Raw genomic sequence first — 19,451 nt, forward strand, 5'->3', positions numbered from 1 at the left:
AAAACTGGGGGGCGGTTATCAATCAGTTTTCCATTAAATTCGAGGGAAGGATGCCTCTATGAAAACGACCGTTTACACACTTATCTGAACAGGCTCAGGTCGAGAAATTGAGTATAAAAAGTTGCATTCACAGCAGCTCCAACTCTTCTAAATACCTCGAAGCTCTGCTTCGAGGATCCTTTATTTTTACGCGATAGTCATCTTGCATTACGCCCAACTTGTTTATCAGCGCTACTCTATTGCGCCTTACATCCTGTATTGGACGAATAAGCGAAGCAAAGTGGCGTGTTATTGTCTGGCGTATTCTTCTCCCGGTTATTACAAATCATCGAATGGGCATTTAATTATTTTATGCTTCATTTCCTCATTACTGATGAGATTCTCAGGATTTTCACTTTCTTCAAGTGTCATCAATAATTCTTCCTGCTCATCTTCAGTCAAACGGTTCCAAAGCTGGCCCTCTTTGGTCGAAGTTCTTGTTTTCATCAAGTCGTAGAAATTCATCAACAGACTATCGTTATTGATGCTGTCAATGAGACTATGGAAGCTTCTCTTCAATTCTATTGTGTTCATGTTTTTCTCTCTTTTTGCCTTTGCGTTCGAGGAGCTTGTGCCAACGCTAAAAGCAAGATATTCGTAAAACCCATCGCAAACAAGACTGCGCCACTATTTTGTTCCGTCAAGACCGGTGCTGCTGTGGTCATGTCCGGGCGCACGCCATGCGCCCCTACGAGGGATAAAGGTTTGGGGGGGGGCGTGTAGGGGCGGTTCGCGAACCGCCCGTACGGAGAATCATCAAGGGTTGGCATCCAGATCGGAAAGAGAGGCAGGCACGGGGGCCTGCCCCTACGAGGGGTCAACGAGATTATTGGCGTGCAAACGGAAGAAAGGCGATCCCGAGTCGTCGGAACCGCCCCTACGAAGAATTGCCGATGGTTGGTGTGTAGGGACGGGTTTTATGCCCGTCCAGATTGGGGGATCGCCTGTGGTTGGGTACAGATCGATTTCGATCCCTCCGCCGGTCTCGATGTTCGATTGCCTTTTCGATCCGTCCCTCCATAAACGCAAAAAGCCGGGAAAATCCCGGCTTTTGCTGAATCTGTGCTGACTTTTGCTGTCAGACCTCCATGATCTCCTTTTCTTTCTGGGCGATCAGTTCGGTGATCTGCTTTTCGTACTTGTGCAGGAGGTCGTCCGCGTCCTTCTTGCCGCGTTTGAGCTCGTCCTCGCCGATCTGCTTCTCTTTTTCGAGCTTCTCGATCTCGTGGATGAGGTCGCGGCGGAGGTTGCGCAGCGAAACTTTGGAATCTTCGCCGAACTTTTTGGTGAGTTTTACGAACTCCTTGCGGCGCTCTTCGGTGAGCGGCGGAATGCTGACGCGGATGTTCTGGCCGTCCGACGACGGATTGAGGCCGAGATTGGCGTCGCGGATCGCACGTTCGGTTGGGCCGACCATCGACTTGTCCCAGACCTGCACCGTGAGCGTGTGGACATCGAGCACGCCGACGTTGCCGACCTGCTTGAGCGGCATCTGCGAACCGTAAGCTTCAACCTTGACCCGGTCGAGCAATGCCGTGGTGGCCTTGCCGGTGCGAATCGAGGCGATTTCGTGCTGGAATGCCTCGATGGTTTTCTTCATGCGAGGCTCGACTTTCTGGATAACGTCCCTTGCAGTCATGGCGGTATCTGGTTTGATTCAGGCGATCGCTTACTCGGCGCTGGCTTTAGGGGCAGCTTTCGCGAAGCGTTTCTTGAAGCGCTCGACGCGGCCAGCGGTATCGACGAGCACCTGCTTGCCGGTGTAGAACGGATGGCAACTGCTGCAAATGTCAACCTTGATGTTGTTGCGGGTGGAGCGGGTTTCAAAGGTGGCGCCGCAGTTGGCGCAGTTGACGGTAACTTTTGTATACTTTGGATGAATCTCTGATTTCATGACCTTTGGGATTACGTTGCCTGGATGACAATAAAAAATTGGTCTGCAATTAACTCTTTTTTCTGCTAATAACCAAGCATGGACGCCAATTCGTCATGCCTCCGTTTTCATCGTTACAAGGGATAAAGGGCGTCGGCCCGAAGCGCGCGGCGATCCTCGCCGAGGCTGGCATCCGCTCGATTGCCGACCTCTACGACTGCTTTCCGCGCCGCTATCTGGATCGCACCACCATCAAAAAAATCGGCGCGTTGCGCGACGGCGAAACCGTGACCGTCGTGGGCAGCGTCACCGGTACGCGGCTCGAAGGCGGCGGGCGCGGACGCTCGCGTTTCAAAGCGCAGATCAGCGACGGCACGGGCGTGCTCGAACTGACCTGGTTTCGCGGCGTGCAGTATTTCTCCAAAACCATTCGCAACGGCGACACGCTCGCCGCGCACGGCAAGGTCGCTTTTTTCGGACGCACGCCCGGAATGCAGCATCCCGACTTCGACAAGCTTGGTGGTGATGACGCATCTGGAGACGAGCAGCGGGATGACGAGCTTTTCAAGACCGGCGCGATCATTCCGATCTACCCCACCACCGAGGCGATGAAGCAGGCGGGCCTCAACTCTGCGGCGCTGCGGCGCATCGTGCATCGCGCGTTCCGCGATCAGCCGCTGCGCATCGTTGAATATCTCAGCCCGGAGATCATCGAGTCGAACAACCTGCTGCCCATCGGCGAGGCGTACCGGCAGCTCCACTTTCCCGACTCCGCCGAACTGCTCGAACGGGCGCGCTACCGCATGAAGTGGAGCGAGCTGTTCTTCGCGCAACTCTTTTTCGCCTTGCGCCGCACTGAAGAGCGGCGGCATCTCACCTCGGCGCGGTTCGAGCGTTCGGGTGACAAAACCGCCGGGCTGCACGAGCGGTTGCCGTTCACGATGACCGGCGCGCAGAAGCAGGCGGTGCGCGAGATTTACCACGACCTCAAAAGCGGTCGCCAGATGAACCGTCTCTTGCAAGGCGACGTGGGGTCGGGCAAGACGCTCGTGGCGCAGTTCGCCATGACGCTCGCCGTCGATAACGGCTTGCAGGCGGCCTTCATGGCGCCGACCGAAATTCTCGCCTTCCAGCACTACGCCGGACTGCGCCACTCGCTTGAACCGCTCGGCATCCGCGTGGCGCTCATCACCGGTCGCCAGAAGAAAAAGCAGCGCGAGGAGCAGCTCGCCCGGCTCGAACGGGGCGAGATCGACATCGCCGTCGGCACCCACGCCATCATCGAGGCGGGGGTGCAGTTCCGGCGGCTCGGCCTGGTCATCATCGACGAGCAGCACCGCTTTGGCGTGTTGCAGCGCAAGGCGTTGCAGGAGAAGTCGGAGAACCCGCACGTCCTGCTCATGACCGCCACGCCGATTCCGCGCACGCTGACGATGGGTGTCTATGGCGACCTCGACGTCTCTGTCATCGCCGAAATGCCCACCGGGCGCAAGCCGATCCAGACGCGCCTCTGCCGCGAAGACGAGAAGCCGGAGCTTTATCGTCTTCTGCGGAAACAAGTTGCCGAGGGGCGGCAGGCCTACATCGTCTATCCGCTGGTCGAGGAGTCGGAGAAGATGGATCTCAAGGCGGCCACCGAGAGCTACGAGCAGCTTCGGGGTGAGGTGTTTCCGGAGCTGCGGTTGGGGCTGATCCACGGCAAGCTTCCGGCGGCGGAGAAGGAAACGGTGATGGCGGAGTTTCGCAGCGGCGGCCTCGACATTCTCGTCGGCACGACGGTGATCGAGGTGGGCGTCGATGTGCCCAACGCCACGGTGATGGTGATCGAGCACGCCGAGCGCTTCGGCATTTCGCAGCTTCACCAGCTCCGGGGGCGCGTCGGGCGCGGCGAGCACGCATCCTCCTGCTTTCTTCTTTACACGAAGCTCGCCGGTGACGCCAAAGAGCGGTTGCAGGCGATGGCCGCGACCGGCGACGGATTCCGGCTCTCGGAGATCGACCTGCAGATTCGCGGCGCGGGCAACATGCTGGGCCGCGAGCAGTCGGGCGCGGCGAGCGGCCTGAAGATCGCCGACCTCCTCACCGACGGCGAGATCATGCGCTCGGCGCGAGCGGCGGCCTTCGAGCTGATCCGCCGCGACGAAACGCTCACGCTCGCCGAAAACGCCCGGATTCGGGACTACTACGAAAATCACTTCCGCAAACGCATCTCGCTGGCCGACGTCGGGTGAGGGGGAGAAGGGGATTCTTCTCAGAAATTGAAATTGGTGATTTTTCAATTTCGACCTGGATTCTCCTGTTGATAGTAGGGGCGATCCCTTGCGGTCGCCCTTTTTCGGGAGCATCGAACATGTGGTGGTGCACCTGGGCAGGCGCGAGGCCTGCCCCTACAGGGGCAAAGGTTTTATGCGGCGGTGTAGGGGCGGCTGGTCGGTCGTCCGCATCGAAGGATTACCAAAGGTTGGCGTCCAGACAGGAAGACGGGCAAATTCCGACTGGTCGGTGCCCCTACGTGGATTGTTCAATTGTCAACAGAATGTCCATTGAATTGTAGGGGCAATCTCTTGCGGTTGCCCTGTCACGAGCGCATCGGAAAAATGTCGGCACACGCGGGCGCATGGCGTGCGCCCGTTCGCTATCCGGGAAGATCGAAGTTTTTCCGGATGATTCTGACGAGGGTTTCGACCAAGCTTCTCAGGCCGGGGAACAGGTTGTAAGCCTCGGCGATAAAGAGCGCCAGCACGGCGTTGATGACGGCCATCCGGTTCTGTGACGATTCGAGCAGCGCCTGGATTTTGCCGCGGATCATGGCTGTTTTATCGAATAGCAGCACCACCGCCGGGGCGATCACCAGCGAGCCGAAGATATCCGACGGGTAGTGCCAGCCGAGGGCGACCCGGCACAGTCCGGCGCTGAGGAGCGACCAGAGGAAAACTGCGATGCCCGCCCGCCGGTTCAGCAGAAAAATCGTCGTTGAGAGCGCGAAATAAAGCATCGCCGTGTCGCTTGGAAAAGAGCTGTCGTGATCCCATTGTTGCGTGGCCATTTGCAGGGACAGGGCGGGGTCGAGCACAGGGCGCGTATGCACCGGCACAAGGTATTGCATCGAAACCGAGATGCCAACAGCCGCGCAGGTTGCCAGAAGACCGGTCAGAATCCGGCTGCGGCGTTCTGCGGAGGCGTTGCCGAACCAGAGCAGCAAAAGGGGAAAAAAGATCGGAACTCCTCTCAGGAGAGGGTTTTCGCCGACATTATAGATCAGGAGCCTGAAAAGTTTGTTGCCGATGCCGTTGCCGCCAAGAAAGGCGCTGAGTTCGGCGATGCTGCTGCTATCGAGACTGCTGATGCTCATGGCAGGGGCGCGTTTGGGTTCCGATGGCTATACTGAAGAGAAAAGTATGGAAAATATAAGACATATAACCAGTAGGTTCGTTTCCCGATTGCATCTGATTCCTGGGCTTAAGGGGGGCGTCACGGCTTCCGTAATGGTATCGAAAAAGCTTATATTAAGCATTTTGCGCTCTTGCCCCGTTTCGTCCCGCCCAGGGTCGGCATACCGGTGCAGTGAAGGGTAATCAGTTTAGCCTGTTTGCATGAATGAAACGCTTGCCGGAATGGTGACGCGAGTCACCGGCGCATCCTATATCGTTGAGACCGGCGATGGCCTGAAGGTCAGGTGCAGAACCGTGCCCAGCACCGTGAGCGAAAACGAGGGAGCAAACCTCGTGGCGGTCGGCGACCGGGTCGAGTTCAGGCCGAAGGCCTCAGAGACCGACATGGCGGAAGGGGTGATCGTCCGCGTCGAAGAGCGGCGCACGGCGCTGGTGCGGCGGCGGGAGGTGCGGCGCAACCGGAGCAAGGAGAAGGAGCAGGTGATCGTGGCTAACATCGACCAGATCGTGCTCATCACCTCGTTCGATGATCCGCCCTTCAACAGCCGCCTGGTGGATCGCTACCTCGTCTTCGCCGAGTCGGAAAAGTTGCCGCTCCTCGTCGTGGTCAACAAGATCGACCTCGACGAGGAGGGGATGGTCGAGGATGATCTGGAGGTCTATCGAGAGCTTGGTTGCAACATCTGCCTGGTCAGCGCCGAGGATGGCCGGGGGATCGAGGAGTTGCGCGAGCTGCTGCGTGACTGGATGTCGGCCTTCAGCGGCCATTCCGGCGTGGGCAAATCGACGATCATCAACCTGCTTGTCGGACGCGAGGAGCTGCGAACCGCCGAGACGAGCAACAAGACCGGCAAGGGGGTGCACACCACCACCAGTTCGGCAATGTTCCCGTTGCCGGGCGGCGGCTACGTGATCGACACGCCGGGCATCCGCGAGTTCAACCTCTCCGGAATCACCCGCGAGAATCTGCGGTTTTACTACACCGAGTTCCTGCGCTACATGCCGGAGTGCGCTTTTTCGTCGTGCAGCCACACGGTCGAGCCGGGATGCGCCGTGATCGCGGCGGTCGAGTCGGAGGCCATCGACGCCGGACGTTACGAAAGCTACCTCGCCCTGCTCGATTCGCTCGACGAGTGAGTTTGGCCGTGTCAGTCGGGAATGGCGGGTGAAGCGTAGAATCCATTGTTGCATTCAGAAAGGGTTCAACCCTTCTGACATTTTGAATTCCTGGATTTACATAGCCCCGGCTTTCAAGCCGGGGGAACAGGTTTTGAGCGCCAACCAATCTCGACTTCTCGTGACAATAAGGAGTAAGCGTTATCACAAGAAGAAATTGGGCTAAAGCCCTTATTTATTATGCCTTACTTGCGTACCCCGGACTAAAGTCCGGGGCAATTGTTCAAGAGTTTTAATCGCAAGAGTATCGATGAGTAAATCGTTGCAGGACTGTTTACCATTGACGCGACATTGTTTTAATCCGAACACATAAAGAACGCATAGTTATGATCGTTACCATCAATCCCGCAACTGGCGAAAGGCTCGCCGAATATCCGGTGATGATCGCCGGACAAATCGATACCGTGCTCCGCCAGGCCGACGCCGATGCGCGTGAGTGGCGCGTGACCGGCTTCGAGCATCGCCGCGCCTGCATGAAGCGGCTGGCGGAGCTCTTGCGCGAAGAGGCCGCCGGGCACGGGCGCATCATTACCCTCGAAATGGGCAAGCCGCTTTCGCAGGCGGTGGCCGAGGTCAGCAAGTGTGCCTGGGTGTGCGACTACTTCGCCGACCACGCCGAACAGTTTCTTCAGCCCGAAGAGAGCGAGATCGACGGTGCGAAGGGTATCGTGGCGTTCGAGCCGCTCGGCGTGATTCTCGGCGTGATGCCGTGGAACTTCCCGTACTGGCAGGTGTTGCGCTTCGCCGCGCCGATTCTGATGGCGGGCAACGGCATCGTGGTCAAGCACGCGCCGAACGTCACCGGCTGCTCGATCGCCATCGAAAAGCTGTTCCGCGATGCCGGGTTTCCGGAGCACCTTTACCGCGCGGTGCACATCGACCTCGACGAGGTTGACCGGCTGACCGGCTTCATGATCGACCATCCGGTCATCAAGGCGGTCTCCGTGACCGGCAGCACCTACGCCGGGCAGGCGGTGGCCGCCAAGGCGGGCAAGGCGCTGAAGCGCAGCGTGCTGGAGCTGGGCGGCAGCGACCCCTACATCGTGCTCGAAGATGCCGATCTCGCCCAGGCGGTCGATGCGTGCGTCGCCGGACGCCTGCTCAACGCCGGGCAGAGCTGTATCGCCGCCAAGCGCTTTGTCGTGCGCAAGGAGATCATCGGCGAGTTCACCAAAAAGATCGTCCAGCGGATGCAGACGGCGGTGATGGGCGACCCCTTCGCCAAGAGCACGGAGGTTGGCCCCATCGCCCGCGAGGATCTGCGCGACCAGGTTCATTCACAGGTCGAGCGCAGCGTTGAAGCTGGCGCGGAGCTGCTGTGCGGCGGCCACGTGCCGAACGCTCCGGGCTGGTACTATCCGCCGACGGTACTCTCCGGCGTGAAGCCCGGAATGCCCGCTTACTCGGAGGAGATTTTCGGCCCGGTGGCTACGATCATCGAAGTTTCCGATGACGACGAAGCTGTCGCCGTGTCGAACGACAGCGAGTTCGGACTTGGCTCGGCAGTCTTTTCGCAGGAGGTGGAGCGCGCGCTCGGCATCGCCCGCCGACTCGAAGCGGGGAGCTGTTTCATCAACTCGATGGTCAAATCCGATCCGCGCCTGCCCTTCGGCGGCGTCAAGCAGTCGGGCTACGGCCGCGAGCTGTCGCACCACGGCATCCGCGAGTTCGTCAACATCAAGACGCTCTACCTGCCCTGAGCAGCACGTTCCGCGGTTGGGAACGGCTGCCGATCCGCATCGAAACGGGCGAGCTGGTCGAGGCGGTGGCTCCGGTCATCGTGTCGGCCAGCCGCGCCACCGACATTCCGGCGTTTCACGCCGACTGGTTCATGAGCCGGTTGCGGGCCGGGTATGTCGAATGGCGTAATCCCTTCAACTCTCGCCAGAGGCAATACGTCTCGTTCCGTAAAACGAGAGCCGTGGTTTTCTGGAGCAAGAACCCCGCTCCGCTGCTGGCTTGCCTCTCCGAAATCGAGGCGATGGGCATCAACTACCTCTTTCAGTTCACCCTGAACGACTACGAAGCCGACGGCCTCGAACCGGGCGTTCCGCCGCTTCGCGAGCGGGTCGAGACCTTCCGGAGGCTCGCCGCGCGCATCGGCCCGGAGCGCGTCGTCTGGCGCTTCGATCCTCTCGTGCTGACCAGTCGCGCGACGCCGGAGGCGCTGCTGGCGCGCATCTGCGCGCTTGCCGAAGCGTTGCGGAAGTGCACTCGCAAGCTGGTCATCAGTTTCGCCGACATCGAACGGTACCGGTCGGTCTCACGGCGGCTCTCACGCATCGGCGCTGGGGTTCGCGAATTCACGCCCGTCGAGATGGCGTCGTTTGCCTCGCAACTGGTCGAGCGAAACCGGAGCTGGGGATTCGAGCTGGCGAGCTGCGCCGAAGAGGCGGTGCTGGAGGGCATTGCGCCAAATCGCTGCATCGACGACCGGTCGCTTGCCCGCTGCTTCGGCAATGACGCGGAGCTGATGGCTTTTCTTGGCCGTTCGCCCTCCCTTTTTCCCGGTGACGATTCGGACGCCGGAACCGTTGCCCTCAAAGACCAAGGGCAGCGTAAAGCGTGCGGCTGCATCGTGAGCAAGGACATTGGCGCTTACGGCACGTGCGGGCACGGGTGCCTGTACTGCTACGCTTGCCGATAGCGGTAGTTTTGCGGCGAGGCGGGGCGGCGTAAAAAACAAACCGGGGCGTTGATGCGCCCCGGTGTTGGTTTGATCGTGCTGTGTTTGCCAGACCTCAGAACACTTCAGACGCGAGTTCGGAGAGATAGGTTTTGATCGATTTGTGCTTGTCGAGATTGAGCTTGCGATGCATCCGGTAGCGGATGCTCTCCATGCCCCTGGTCGAGATGCCGATCGATCGGGCGATCTCGCGCGTGTCGTAGTTGAGCTTCACCATCAGGCTTACCCGGAGTTCGCGCTGGTTGAGGTTTGGGTGCTTTTTCTGGAGCTTCGAGAGGAACTCGGAGTCGCCCATCGTCAGCTCGGTTTTCAGCCGTTTTTCGGTCAGTTCAGTCTCGATCATACTGTGGCACATTTCGAGAATTTTTTGCTTGGCCACCGATTCGATGTCGAGACTCTTGATCTGGTCGCAGATCATGTGCAGGGAAGAGGCCTTTTCGCCGACAGCGGTGGAAATCCTCGTCAGCTCCATCTCCTGCGCGGCGATTCGCGATTTCAGCGCGGTTTTTTCCTGCTCGAATCGCTGAATCTCCTTTTTGCCCAGTTCCACCTGGGCGTTGAGCTGGATGATTTTCTGACTCAGCTTCTGCTCGTTTTCCGCCTTGAGATGCTGCATCTCCTTTTCATGAATCTCGTCTTTCGCTCTCAGATCCTCCTGCATGTGATCGATGGCCTTGAAGTAGGGGTAGAAGGGGTCTTCAGCAGGCGGAAGAAAGATTTGCTGATTGAGCATGTTGAGCCAGGAGATTCTGGCGATGGTCGCGAGGAATTCGTTTTTCATCGAGATTTCCTCGTCGGCCTCCTCATCTTCGGGCAGCTCCTCGGTCTTGCCGGAACGGTACTTCAGGAGGGTTGTCATCGCATCGGCATAGTCATCCCTGAGCAGCACCGTCATCGTGTTGGGCGCCATCGCGGCGAAGGTTTCGATGATGACTCTGCATGAGTCGTCGATGTTGTAAAAGACAACCACCTTGAAATCGAGGCCTGAGCGATAGACAATGTCGTTGACCCCCTGCTTGTACTGGTACGATATGTTGATGATGTTGTTCATGTCCCAGAGGAGGTAGAGCGGCGAGTCCGTAATGCCGCTCTCTTCAAGCACCTTGTGAACCAGATCGATGCTCATGTTGGTCAGCGTTACCGGATGATCCGACTCGACGTAGTGGTGAAAAATGTTGTCACCAATCAGGTCGAGGCGTTTGACATAATCGGCGCCGGTCGGGATTGATTTCCAGTTGTGTTTCGACGTAACCGGAAGATGGGAGATTGGACACGTTTGCATGATGCTTCACTTATTGCGTTGAAAAAGGCACCTGTCATGAAGTATAATCACACTGTGATGATGCAGGTGTTCCCAGCATAATACGACTTTTTCTGCGATTATTCCCAATAACTACGGAATGTGAGTAATATTTTCATGAAAATATTTATTCGTCGATGCCGTAAATAATGCGCTGTTCTGGTAGGGAGCGCAACTTTGTTTTCGCAGGGGTTTCGGGTGGGAGTGTCTCAAAATCGATTCGTAAAAGGGAAACCGGGTCTGCATCTGCTTTGCATCCTGAACGGAGGAGCGTGAAGCAAAGAATCCGGCATTTTTTAAAAATCTCTATAACCGGATATTTTTAAATCTCTTATACGGTTTTCGGCGGTTTTGGTCCGACTCCGAATCATCTCCCGCGGGAGATGATTGCGTTGCGTTTGAGTCAGTCTTCAACTGGCCGGGCTGTTCAGATCGATTCTGTAGCCAGGGTCGTGAGATAGGTTTTCAGCGAATTGTGTTTGTCGAGACCGATTTTTTTGTGCAGCCGGTAACGGATGCTTTCGATGCCCCTGGTTGAAAGGCCGAGAGACCTGGCAATATCGCGGGAGTGGTAATCCAGCTTTATCATCAGGCTGATTCTGAGTTCTCGCTGATTGAGATTCGGATGTGTTTTCTGGAGGCGGGAAAGAAAAACCGAGTCGGTTTCCGTCAGTTCCGTGTTGACCAGCGCGGCCTGGTCGCTGGTTTCAAAGAGCATGGCGCATTGCGCTGAAATCTTCTCCCTGGATGACGGATCGATATCGAGCTGTTCGATCAGTTCGCACAACGTACGCAATGAGGCGTTTTTTTCGGCATTGGCCGTTGATATTCTGGTTGCCTCGATCTCCTGCGTGGCGATTCTTGAAAGCAGGGAGGACTCTTCATCCTTGAATCGCTGCTCGTTCTTTTTGTTCTGCTCAGCCTGTTCATCGAGCAGTGAATTTTTGCTGGCCAGAAGCACCCGGAACTCCTGCTCGATCCTTTCGATATTCTGCTGATACTCCTCTTCAAGGGATTGCAGGTCGCGGCGCATGATGTCGAGAATCTGGAAATAGGGGTATGAAGCATGATCTTCAGGCGGTACGGTTCCCTGGGGGTCAAACTGCCTGAGCATGAGTATTCTCGACACTTCGGTCAGAAAAGCGTTCCTGAAAGCCTTGTCCGTGCCCGCGCCAGCTTTTGCTTCGGCGCGCTTGCCCGATTTGAAGTCGAGAATCGAGGTTACGGCCTCCTCGTACGAGTCGGAGAGAATGACCGGAAGCTGTTCCGTCGAAAGGCTTTGCAGCATTTCAAACGGAAGTCTGACCGAGGGCTGGATATTGTAGAGCACGATGAGCTTGAGATCGAACTCCGGCGAGGTGAGCAGGTTGGTGAACTCGCGTTTGTAAGAGAATTTGAGGTCGCTTACCGGCTGGCAATCCATCAGGATGAAGACCGGATTGCCGGAGAGATTTTCTTCGGCGACCAGGGAGCTGAAGTCGGCGGCATAGAGATGTTCCGGAGCGATGCCGGAGTTTGCCAGCTCCTGTACATGAATAATATCATTGCCGATCAGGCTGTATTTTCTGGTATAGTTACCTTGGCGATGTTCAAAACTCCAGTGATCTTTTTCGGTAACCGAAAGTCCGGAAACGGGGCATTGGGTCATGATGATGGACTTTAGGAATTGAATGGATGAAAAATTACCAGAAACGGTGCTAATTACTCTAATATCTGATATTGTTGGTTTAAAAAAAACAATCAACGTGATATTATTCTGCGTTATAACGTCAGTTTTCCCTGGGATTGTTGGTGTGTTTTACTCAAAATTATAGTTATGCCGGTAAGAATACTCTTTGTTTGTTACGAAAATATCTGCCGCTCTCCGATGGCTGAGGGCGCGTTTGGTCACGCGGCGTCGCTGCACGGCTCTGACGCCTGCTTCGAGATCGAGTCCGCCGGCACGGTGTGCTACCAGTCCGGCTCCTCTCCCGACCACCGCGCCGTGCGGGCCGCCGGACGCCACGGCATCGACATCTCCGCGATTCGCGCCCGCTGCATCGACGACCTCGACCTCGCGTGCTTTGACCGGATTTTCGCGATGGATGCTGAAAATTATCGTGATATTCTCGACGCGCTCGACGGCCTTCCGGTGCCGGTGCACATGATGACCGACTTCGCCCACTCCGACGCGGGCGCTGAAATCGAAGATCCGTATTATGGCAGCGAGGCGGGTTTCGACCGTACGATGGAGCGGCTTCTGCACAGCGCCACGGGAATCGTGTCTGCCTTGCGGGCGGCGTACAACCTGCCCGCCGACGCGGCTGAAGCCGGGGCGATTTTTCAACACACCCAACGCGGCGATGAGCGGTAGCATTACCTTCATTTTCAATCCGGCAGCCGACAAGGGGCGCGCCGCCTCGAAAGCCGCGCTCATCGAGCGATCGCTCGTGCACTTCGAGGCGGCGTCGCTCGAAACGACTCGCTTCGCCGGTCACGCCGCCGACCTCGCCCGCGCCGCCGCCCGAAATGGCGCGACGCTCATCGCCTGCGGCGGCGACGGTACGCTCAACGAGGTGGTCAACGCCGTGGCGGGCCTGCCGGTGAAGGTCGGCATCCTGCCGGTCGGCTCGGCCAACGATTTTCTCAAAACCTTCGACCCCTCGGAAAAAGCGCACGAGTCGCGCATCCGCGGCTTTGCCGGAGCCGCGAGCCGCCGGGTCGATCTCGGCAAGGTCGAGTTCAGCGGCGGCGATTCGCGCTACTTCGTCAACTCCATCGGCATCGGCTTCACCGGTCGGATCGCCAGCACCGTGAAGGCGACGCCGTGGCTGCGGGGAGAGCTGTCGTACGCCTGGGCGCTGGTGCGGGTGCTTTTGGGTTATAGTGCGGTAAAAATGCATATTACGCTCGATACCGTAGAGGGGACGGTCGAACTCGACGAGCCGGTGTTCGCCTTTTCGGTCTCAAACGGGAAGGTCGAGGGCGGCAAGTTCCGGATTTCGCCGGATGCCGACCAGTGCGACGGGCTTCTCGATGTGTGCATCCTGAAAGCCGTACCGAAATGGCGCGTGCCCGGATATGTGCTCAAATATCTGAAGGGCAGCCAGATTTACGATCCGAAAGTCATCTATTGCAAGGCCAGGTCGGTCGCGCTGTTTCTCTCCGTGGATGAGGTCATGCACATTGATGGCGAGGTGATCGACCGGGCTGGCGGCGCAATCGGCATCACCGCCGAGCCGCTCGCGGTCGAGATGCTTTACGAGCCATAACGAAAAATCGATTCCCATGCAGGTCATCATTTTTGAAGACGAAAAAACGCCCCGCTTCTCGCCGCTCGCCGACCTGAAGCCGGTCTGCGACCTCGTGACCGGTTGCCATTCGCTCAGGGAGCGTTTTATCGCGGCCTTCGGCGGGCGGGCGGCGCTCACCTGGCACGTGCGCCGCCACATCGCGCCGTGGTTTAGCGAGAACAACCCCGGTTCGGTGGTCAACAGCGTTCTGGAAGAGGAGGTGCTGCTGGTCAACGGTCGCCTCATCTGCGATGCGGCGGTGACGCAGTTTATCGACGCGGGGCGGATCGCTCCGGGCGAGGCGGTCGTCCAGAACGGCAATCTTCTTTTCTGCCGCACCACGGCGGAGCCGCTTCATGTTTTAGATACGGTGTTTCCCGATACCATCGACGGCATGGTTGTGGCCGGTGCGCTCTCGTGCGTCGAAGTTTCCGGGTTCCGTCTGATCGAAAATCTCTGGGATTGCGTAGCGATGCATCCGGCGATGATGCGCGAGGACGGCGCGGCTCTGGCGCTCGGACGCATCGAAGGCGAGGTGCACCCGTCGGCGATTCTGGTCAATCCGGAGGCGATCACCATCGAGAAGGGCGCAGAGGTGAAGGCCGGAGCGGTGCTCGACGCCAGCGACGGCTTTATTTATATTGGCGCGGGCGCGGTGGTCGAGCCGATGGCGCTCTTGATGGAGCGCGTGTTCGTCGCGCCGGGCGCGCGGGTGAAGAGCGGCGCGCGGATTTACAGCAATGTCTTTGTCGGCGGCGGCTCGAAGGCGGGCGGCGAGATCGAGGATTCGATCATGGAGCCGTTCTCCAACAAGCAGCACGACGGCTTTCTCGGCCACTCCTACATTTCGAGCTGGTGCAACCTCGGCGCGGGCACCGACACCTCCGACCTCAAAAACAACTACAGCCAGGTGAGCATCGAGACCGCGCACGGCAAAATAGCCACCGGCCAGCAGTTCCTCGGCCTGCTGATGGGCGAGCACTCGAAATGCTCCATCGGCACCCGCTTCAACACCGGCACGGTCGTGGGCACCTCGTCGAACGTCTTCGGCAACGGAATGCCCGCGAAATACGTCCCGTCATTCAGCTGGGGCGACGGCAATCCCGGCACGGTCCGGTACGACGCCGACAAAGCCATCGAGACCGCGCGAAAGGTGATGGCCCGCAGGAGGGTGGAGATGAGTGCGGCGTATGAGGGGATGTTGAGGGCGGTGGCGGGGGAGTCGGAGTAACTTTGCTTCCAGCTTATAGCTCTCGCTGGCATTTTTTGCCTTATTTCGATTAAATTATCTCAAGTTTCTCCTTAGTCAATCCGTAGCCCCCCAACCTTACGGATTTGAGCTTTTTTTGTTTGCGCCTTGTTCACTTATTTGTTAACATTCGCAATGCGAACCATTGAGTTTTTCAAGACATCAACTGGTAAAAGCCCTGTCGATGAGTTTCTGGAATCTCTTTCGACAAAAGAGGCGGCAAAGGTTTTTTGGGTGCTCAAGCTGGTGACAGAGCTGTCGTTAGTTCCGGCAGAGTATTTCAAGAAGCTGAAAAACACCAATGGAATCTGGGAAGTTCGGGTGGCGCAAGGTAACAATGAGTTTCGGCTGCTTGGATTTTTCGACGACGGAAATCTGGTGATTCTGACCAACGGGTTCGCGAAGAAATCTCAGAAAACTCCGCCGGAACAGATAGCGCTGGCGGAACAACGAAAGAGTGAATATCTCAGGAGGAAAAATAATGGATGACCTGCAACGTGCAATTGAAAAACGGAAGAGTACCGATCCTGAATTTGCCGAGAATTTCGATAAAGGCTACGAGGAGTTTAAAATCGGGGTACTGTTAAAAGAGGCGAGAAAAAGCGCAGGATTTACACCGGAGGCTTTGGCCGAAAAGCTGAATACCAAAAAGTCAGCGATTTCGAGAATTGAAAATCATGCCGATGACATTCGACTCTCGACGCTGTATAATTATGCGGAAGCGTTGGGTAAAAAAATAAAGGTGACGATTCAGTGAGAACTTCGCTTGCAAGCGTTTAGTCCGCCAACCTTTGTTGATTCTCCGTAAGGGCGCATGGCGTGCGCCCGCGTGTGCCGCCCTTTTTCGATGCCCGATATGACGGTAATAATTCGACGATCTCTTGTTTGCTACGGGTTTTACGAATATCTTGCTTTTGCGTTAAGTGTTGGCTGAGTTACAAGGTATCATAACCTTTTCCCCCCTACAGAAAATGCCCTACACAAGCACCACTATGCGGTTTACGCCCCTCGAATACAGAAGCGAACAGCTACAACGACCATGCGCACGCGGGAGGCGTTTGCTTTGGGATATTTCTGGATGGGATAGGGTGATTGATCTGATGCTCAGTCAGCGGTTTCTTCACAAATGCTATAGCCAAAATTAAAATTTTTTTGTACTTATCTGTGCGATGAAGTGATGAACGCAATGGTGTTGTACAAAAAAGCAGGTTAATGTAATTGTATTAAGGTAGGTATCATCTAATAAAAGATCATTATGACGTTTAAGGAACTTTATTCGGAGCTAATTTATAAGAATATCAATAGGCTTAAAGCTGAAAGGCAAAATCGAATATTTGTCCTTTTAGGACAATCAAATTTGTTGAGAATAAAAGAGGTAGAAGCGTTTGTTGCTGATATAGGGACATTTGCTTTTGAAAAAGACGAAGAGGTATTTAATAAGGAGTGGTTTTCTAAGACTTTTACTGTGCTACAGCAAGAGAAGGAATATCATCTTCTGTCATTTTCACAGTTTAGCTATCTTATATATTATATTGACCCTTCATTTTTTGTGGAAAGAGTGGTGATAATTAGAGATAATTTGCGTCAACTATTTCCTATTGGTGAGCACGATTATCTTGAGAAAGGTGAAGGGGGAAATATTGAAATACGCCCAGATAGACTTCCTGTTTATCAAGCTGAGCAGTTGGTGATTAACAAAAAGTATTTCTTTGTTGTAAAAACGCCGGTTGAAATTTTTGATACTATTGATATTTTTGAAGACTCAAAAGAATTAAGCTGTTCAGGTGATTTTAATTTAGAGAATATAGATGTTAGTTCTGATCCTTATTCTCTTGATGCTTTTGTGAATGATTGTATTGAGCTAAATGATTTTTCTAGGAAAGTGGCTGTAAAGCTTCATGGCAAACAATCATTAAGCCCAATTGTTCTCGATACACTAAAGAAGATTAACGCTTTGTTGAATGGTTTTGGAGGTGCGCTATTTCTTTTTGAGGAAGTGTCAATATTGTTGGATTCTAGAGTTGATAGTAAAACTCAAGAGATGCTGTTGACCTATTGGGGCGAAAATGCCACTTTTAGAAATATTTCTGTTTATAAGAATCCTGATATTAATAATGAGATAACAGAATTGTCACAAGGTTTGGTTGTAGAAAAAATTATAAATGAATACGAAAATTCAAAGGGTGATGGAGGATGTAGAGATTTATTCTTAACAGCACCTACCGGATCCGGTAAGTCTCTGCTTTTTCAATTGCCAGCATTTTACGTTTCTCAAAACAATGATATGGTTATTGTTGTTTCTCCGTTGATAGCTTTGATGAAGGATCAGGTTAATGCAATTATCAATGATCGAAATTTTGATAAGGTTGCTTATATAAATAGTGAGCTTAGTTTGCTTGATCGTGAAAAGGTTATAGAAAGTTGCAAATACGGAGATATTGATCTGCTTTATATGTCTTCCGAGTTGCTTCTTTCATATGATATAACCCATTTTATAGGGTCTAGGAGGCTTGGTATGTTGGTAGTCGATGAAGCTCATCTTATAACAACGTGGGGGCGAGATTTTAGAGTGGATTATTGGTTTTTGGGGAACCATATAAGGAAGATGAGAAAATATCATAGCCTTAAGTTTCCAATGGTTGCTGTAACTGCAACTGCAATATATGGAGGTGCTAATGATATGGTTTTTGATAGTATTGATAGCTTAGTCATGAATGATCCGCATATTTTTATTGGGCAGGTGAGGCGAAATGATATAGAGTTTATTGTGAATAATTATGAGCGTTTTGCTGTTAATTATGAGTCAAGCAAGATAAGTCAAACAGTTGACTTTATTAAAAAAATAAATGAACTGGGTTTCAAAACTTTGGTTTATACGCCTTATGCTCGTCATATTCAGCAAATACTCGATCAAGTGAACGTTGATCAAAATAATATTGCAACTGGTTATTATGGTTCAATGGATTCATTGAATAAAGAATTTGCTTACAGGCGATTTAAGAGTGGTGAAGTAAAAGTCATGATTTCGACAAAAGCTTTTGGTATGGGGGTTGATATTTCAGATATACAGGTTGTATATCATCATGCTCCATCAGGTTTGCTGCCTGACTATGTTCAAGAAATAGGTAGGGTTGCAAGAAAAAGTGAGATAAAAGGTTTTGCAACATTAAATTATTCTTCTCAAGATCAGCGATATACAAAGGCACTTCATGGCATGTCAGCCCTTCGGCCGTATCAGATAAAAGAAGTGTTGAAAAAAATTCATAAAACATATATAAAAAATAATAAAAATCGAAACTTGCTTTTATCTGTAGATGATTTTGGGCATATTTTTGAGAATGCTCTTGATCTTGATCAGAAGGTTTTGACGGCTTTGATGATGATTGAAAAGGATTATTTGGCAAAAAACCGATTCAATGTGATCTTGGCAAGACCAAAAAAGCTTTTTGTAAAAGTTTATGCTGCTGTGTCAAACCAACATCTTTACATGCTTGGCAATAAATATACAAATACTTTTAGGGTTATTGATAAACTTGAAAATGGTAATAATATTATAGAATTAGATTTGGATAAATTATGGTATGATTATTTTGTGAACAAAAGCTTTCCGGTCTTAAAAAGAGAGTTTTATGCAAATCTTATATTTAAAGATGAGTGCATCGATTTAGTGCCAAAACTAAAGATATCTTTTGAACGACTTGATAGTTTTGATAATGTATTCAATAATTTTCAGCATCTTTTGAGTTCGGTCCAGAAAATATTTTCTAATACAAATACTTTCTTTAATAAGGCCGAGTTTGGAAAAAAATTGAACTATGTGTTAAATGATTCTGAGAAGGCAGAAAAATTATCGAGATTTATATTGTCTTCATATTCTGGACGACTTATTCGCCCAGGAGTTGTTGAACCAAATGCTTTTTTGCAAAAGCGCAAAATTATTGATGGTTTTGAATATAGGGTTTTTAGTACTCAATATTTGGCAAGTTTTATGTCCTTAAAGAAGCGTTTGAGTGATCTCTTCGGGAATACTGATAATTCGATAGTGGAAAAATATGTAACAAACAAAGATGTCAATTCAGTTAACTATGTGAGGCTTGGCTATTTTTTGGAAATCCTTGAACTATCGACATTTGAAGTAAAAGGCGGCGAAAATCCAATGGTATTTAGGCCATCTCTAAAAAGTCGGAAAAGATATAAGATATTGAAATATATTGACTTAACTGAAATATAAGTCCAGCAATATTCGTATATTTGTGCAGTACCCATCAACACGACTGTACTGCCATGAAAAACATCAACCCGCTCGGCCTGTTTGATGAGCATTTTCTGCTCGAACGGCTTACCAAACTCAAGGATCCGCTCGTCAAGCTTGAAGCGCATATCGACTGGCAACTTTTTGCTCCCATTCTCGAAGTAGCTTTCAGCAAGCCAGCCAACCGCAAGAACATGGGCCGCCCGCCATTC

General features: G+C 53.3%; 16 protein-coding genes and 1 pseudogene. 11 read left to right on the forward strand and 6 right to left on the reverse strand.

Annotated features, from left to right (window positions below):
* Positions 1-318: 318 nt before the first annotated feature.
* The 3 genes from EST62_RS09425 to rpmE all read right to left on the reverse strand — a co-directional run bounded on the left by EST62_RS09425 (position 319) and on the right by rpmE (position 1,933).
* A complete protein-coding gene (locus tag EST62_RS09425) occupies positions 319-573 on the reverse strand; it encodes a hypothetical protein (RefSeq protein WP_129051841.1) in 255 nt (84 codons plus the stop codon).
* 544 nt (positions 574-1,117) lie between these two features.
* Positions 1,118-1,678: a ribosome recycling factor gene (gene frr, locus EST62_RS09430; RefSeq protein WP_129051842.1), complete on the reverse strand. Its 561-nt coding sequence runs from the start codon at positions 1,676-1,678 to the stop codon at positions 1,118-1,120.
* A gap of 30 nt (positions 1,679-1,708) precedes the next feature.
* Entirely contained in the window at positions 1,709-1,933 is a 225-nt protein-coding gene (rpmE, locus tag EST62_RS09435) for a 50S ribosomal protein L31 (RefSeq protein ID WP_129051843.1), read from the reverse strand.
* Between the two features lie 95 nt (positions 1,934-2,028).
* Here rpmE and recG point away from each other — a divergent pair, with 95 nt between their 5' ends.
* A complete protein-coding gene (gene recG / locus EST62_RS09440) occupies positions 2,029-4,143 on the forward strand; it encodes an ATP-dependent DNA helicase RecG (protein ID WP_129051844.1) in 2,115 nt (704 codons plus the stop codon).
* A 404-nt stretch (positions 4,144-4,547) separates the two neighbouring features.
* Here recG and EST62_RS09445 read toward each other — a convergent pair whose 3' ends face one another.
* Positions 4,548-5,264: a phosphatase PAP2 family protein gene (locus EST62_RS09445; RefSeq protein WP_129051845.1), complete on the reverse strand. Its 717-nt coding sequence runs from the start codon at positions 5,262-5,264 to the stop codon at positions 4,548-4,550.
* A 241-nt stretch (positions 5,265-5,505) separates the two neighbouring features.
* Here EST62_RS09445 and rsgA point away from each other — a divergent pair, with 241 nt between their 5' ends.
* The 3 genes from rsgA (at position 5,506) to EST62_RS09460 (ending at position 9,127) form a co-directional block, all read left to right on the forward strand.
* Complete coding sequence (gene rsgA, locus EST62_RS09450; protein ID WP_129051846.1) at positions 5,506-6,441, forward strand: ribosome small subunit-dependent GTPase A; 936 nt, start codon at positions 5,506-5,508, stop codon at positions 6,439-6,441.
* A gap of 365 nt (positions 6,442-6,806) precedes the next feature.
* Entirely contained in the window at positions 6,807-8,180 is a 1,374-nt protein-coding gene (locus tag EST62_RS09455; RefSeq protein ID WP_129051847.1) for an NAD-dependent succinate-semialdehyde dehydrogenase, read from the forward strand.
* Between the two features lie 65 nt (positions 8,181-8,245).
* Positions 8,246-9,127: a DUF1848 domain-containing protein gene (locus EST62_RS09460; protein ID WP_167599282.1), complete on the forward strand. Its 882-nt coding sequence runs from the start codon at positions 8,246-8,248 to the stop codon at positions 9,125-9,127.
* Positions 9,128-9,221: 94 nt separating this feature from the next.
* On the opposite strand, the gene EST62_RS09465 is transcribed toward EST62_RS09460, so the two are convergent.
* Together EST62_RS09465 and EST62_RS09470 are read right to left on the reverse strand one after the other, a co-directional pair.
* The gene (locus EST62_RS09465; protein WP_129051849.1) at positions 9,222-10,448 is read right to left on the reverse strand and encodes a transcriptional regulator; all 1,227 of its coding nucleotides are present in this window, start codon (positions 10,446-10,448) and stop codon (positions 9,222-9,224) included.
* A 445-nt stretch (positions 10,449-10,893) separates the two neighbouring features.
* Positions 10,894-12,114: a hypothetical protein gene (locus EST62_RS09470; protein ID WP_129051850.1), complete on the reverse strand. Its 1,221-nt coding sequence runs from the start codon at positions 12,112-12,114 to the stop codon at positions 10,894-10,896.
* A gap of 168 nt (positions 12,115-12,282) precedes the next feature.
* Here EST62_RS09470 and EST62_RS09475 point away from each other — a divergent pair, with 168 nt between their 5' ends.
* From EST62_RS09475 to EST62_RS09505, 7 genes and pseudogenes are all read left to right on the forward strand, one after another.
* The gene (locus EST62_RS09475) at positions 12,283-12,819 is read left to right on the forward strand and encodes a low molecular weight protein-tyrosine-phosphatase (protein ID WP_129051851.1); all 537 of its coding nucleotides are present in this window, start codon (positions 12,283-12,285) and stop codon (positions 12,817-12,819) included.
* Complete coding sequence (locus EST62_RS09480) at positions 12,809-13,717, forward strand: diacylglycerol kinase family protein (protein WP_129051852.1); 909 nt, start codon at positions 12,809-12,811, stop codon at positions 13,715-13,717. The genes EST62_RS09475 and EST62_RS09480 overlap by 11 nt, the downstream gene beginning before the upstream one ends.
* 16 nt (positions 13,718-13,733) lie before the next feature.
* A complete protein-coding gene (locus EST62_RS09485; protein ID WP_129051853.1) occupies positions 13,734-14,969 on the forward strand; it encodes a GlmU family protein in 1,236 nt (411 codons plus the stop codon).
* Between the two features lie 153 nt (positions 14,970-15,122).
* On the forward strand, positions 15,123-15,476 hold the full coding sequence (locus EST62_RS09490) for a type II toxin-antitoxin system RelE/ParE family toxin (protein ID WP_129051854.1): 354 nt from the start codon (positions 15,123-15,125) through the stop codon (positions 15,474-15,476).
* A complete protein-coding gene (locus EST62_RS09495; RefSeq protein ID WP_129051855.1) occupies positions 15,469-15,744 on the forward strand; it encodes a helix-turn-helix domain-containing protein in 276 nt (91 codons plus the stop codon). The genes EST62_RS09490 and EST62_RS09495 overlap by 8 nt, the downstream gene beginning before the upstream one ends.
* 498 nt (positions 15,745-16,242) lie before the next feature.
* A complete protein-coding gene (locus EST62_RS09500) occupies positions 16,243-19,218 on the forward strand; it encodes a DEAD/DEAH box helicase (protein WP_129051856.1) in 2,976 nt (991 codons plus the stop codon).
* Between the two features lie 53 nt (positions 19,219-19,271).
* A pseudogene (locus EST62_RS09505) lies at positions 19,272-19,451 on the forward strand (IS5/IS1182 family transposase); the annotation flags it as partial.

It is taken from the genome of Chlorobaculum sp. 24CR (assembly GCF_004118635.1).
Lineage (GTDB): Bacteria > Bacteroidota > Chlorobiia > Chlorobiales > Chlorobiaceae > Chlorobaculum.

Coding starts and splice junctions, on each gene's coding strand:
- EST62_RS09425 (WP_129051841.1), bottom strand. CDS start 573: ATGAACACAATAGAATTGAAGAGAAGCTTCCATAGTCTCATTGACAGC.
- frr (WP_129051842.1), bottom strand. CDS start 1,678: ATGACTGCAAGGGACGTTATCCAGAAAGTCGAGCCTCGCATGAAGAAA.
- rpmE (WP_129051843.1), bottom strand. CDS start 1,933: ATGAAATCAGAGATTCATCCAAAGTATACAAAAGTTACCGTCAACTGC.
- recG (WP_129051844.1), top strand. CDS start 2,029: ATGCCTCCGTTTTCATCGTTACAAGGGATAAAGGGCGTCGGCCCGAAG.
- EST62_RS09445 (WP_129051845.1), bottom strand. CDS start 5,264: ATGAGCATCAGCAGTCTCGATAGCAGCAGCATCGCCGAACTCAGCGCC.
- rsgA (WP_129051846.1), top strand. CDS start 5,506: ATGAATGAAACGCTTGCCGGAATGGTGACGCGAGTCACCGGCGCATCC.
- EST62_RS09455 (WP_129051847.1), top strand. CDS start 6,807: ATGATCGTTACCATCAATCCCGCAACTGGCGAAAGGCTCGCCGAATAT.
- EST62_RS09465 (WP_129051849.1), bottom strand. CDS start 10,448: ATGCAAACGTGTCCAATCTCCCATCTTCCGGTTACGTCGAAACACAAC.
- EST62_RS09470 (WP_129051850.1), bottom strand. CDS start 12,114: ATGACCCAATGCCCCGTTTCCGGACTTTCGGTTACCGAAAAAGATCAC.
- EST62_RS09475 (WP_129051851.1), top strand. CDS start 12,283: ATGCCGGTAAGAATACTCTTTGTTTGTTACGAAAATATCTGCCGCTCT.
- EST62_RS09480 (WP_129051852.1), top strand. CDS start 12,809: ATGAGCGGTAGCATTACCTTCATTTTCAATCCGGCAGCCGACAAGGGG.
- EST62_RS09485 (WP_129051853.1), top strand. CDS start 13,734: ATGCAGGTCATCATTTTTGAAGACGAAAAAACGCCCCGCTTCTCGCCG.
- EST62_RS09490 (WP_129051854.1), top strand. CDS start 15,123: ATGCGAACCATTGAGTTTTTCAAGACATCAACTGGTAAAAGCCCTGTC.
- EST62_RS09495 (WP_129051855.1), top strand. CDS start 15,469: ATGGATGACCTGCAACGTGCAATTGAAAAACGGAAGAGTACCGATCCT.
- EST62_RS09500 (WP_129051856.1), top strand. CDS start 16,243: ATGACGTTTAAGGAACTTTATTCGGAGCTAATTTATAAGAATATCAAT.